Origin of the sequence: Bradyrhizobium algeriense, assembly GCF_003062295.1 — a bacterium.
GTDB lineage: Bacteria > Pseudomonadota > Alphaproteobacteria > Rhizobiales > Xanthobacteraceae > Bradyrhizobium > Bradyrhizobium algeriense.
On record NZ_PYCN01000145.1, the window covers coordinates 1 to 1285 of the forward strand.

Annotated in this window: 1 protein-coding gene; it reads right to left on the minus strand. The window is 60.6% G+C overall.

Translation table 11 applies throughout. From position 1 onward, the window contains the following. Positions 1 to 122: 122 nt before the first annotated feature. The gene (locus C7G61_RS42755) at positions 123 to 1208 is read right to left on the minus strand and encodes an IS5 family transposase (RefSeq protein ID WP_040425825.1); all 1086 of its coding nucleotides are present in this window, start codon (positions 1206 to 1208) and stop codon (positions 123 to 125) included. Positions 1209 to 1285: the final 77 nt, after the last annotated feature.

The window sequence follows — 1285 nt, forward strand, 5'->3', positions numbered from 1 at the left end:
CAGTCCGCTGAAAAACCATGAAATGGAGAGTTTTTTTATTCTGGCCGGTCGTTGTTGGGGCGACGCGGCGGAGTTGGATGTAAATTTCTAGCCTGGTGTTGGGTGCACCTGACGCGGGGTGGCTAAGCGGCAAGCAGTTTTGGAATGCGGATCAGGTTATAGGCGATCAGATTGAGCAGGAAGTCGGCGGCGACGCGAGCGATGCCACGATGCTTGGTCTTGCGCATGGTGCCATGCTGCTTGCCCCATCCGAAGATGCACTCGACCATCGCCCGGCGCGATTGCGACATGCCGTACCCCGGATGCCGCGTGGTTCGTTCGTCGATGGCGCTGTTGCGGTTCTTGCCGGTTTTGGTGACGGCCTGGTTCTGTGTCACATGTGGCGTCACGCCGATGGCGCGAAGATTGGCGACATGATCGGCGGTATCGTACGCCTTGTCCTCGCCGGCCGTGATGCGGCGGCCTGCGGCTTTGCGTCTCGCCTTCAGCATGGTCTCCGAAGCCCGGCGTTCGGCGGTGCCATTGGCATGCGTGACCCTGCCGGCCACCGCCAGCCCATGCCGGTTCTCCATGGTGGCGTGGCCCATATAGCAAAGCTTGGCCTCCCGTCCGGCCGCCTTGCGATAAAGCCGGCTGTCCGGGTCGCTGGTACTCGCATGAGTGTCGTTCTTGCGCTTCTGGCCGTGGAAGTTGGCGCCGTCATCATCGTCGCCGCTGCCGTCTTTGGGGCGAAAACTCTTCTGTGAAGCCCAGGCCTCGATCAGCGTTCCATCCACCGAGAAGTGCTCGTCCGACAGCAGCGGCTTGACCTGCGGATGGTTCAGAAGCCTGGTCATGAACTTCGTGAACACATCGCCGTTCTGCAGCCGCTCCCGGTTCTTGGTGAAGGTGGTCGGGTCCCAGACCGGATCGTCCGGCGACAGTCCCACGAACCAGCGATACAAAAGATTGTAGTCCAGTTGCTCCATCAACTGGCGTTCCGAGCGGATGCCGTAGAACACCTGCAGCAGCAAGGCGCTCAGCAATTGCTCCGGAGGGATCGAAGGACGTCCCTCGCTGGCGTAGAGCCTCCCAAGGCTGCGGTTCAAATCACTCAAAACATCCCGGACGAGTTCCCGGACCTTCCGCAGCGGATGGTTCGCTGGCACCCGCTTATCCGGCGCAATGTACGAAAACAGTCCGCCCTGATCCGTAAACCTGCCCCGCATGATCATCTCCGCCGATTCGAGATGATCAAGTGAATCATCAAGCCCCCTCCGTGGCGAGGGGGTTCTTCAGCAGACTG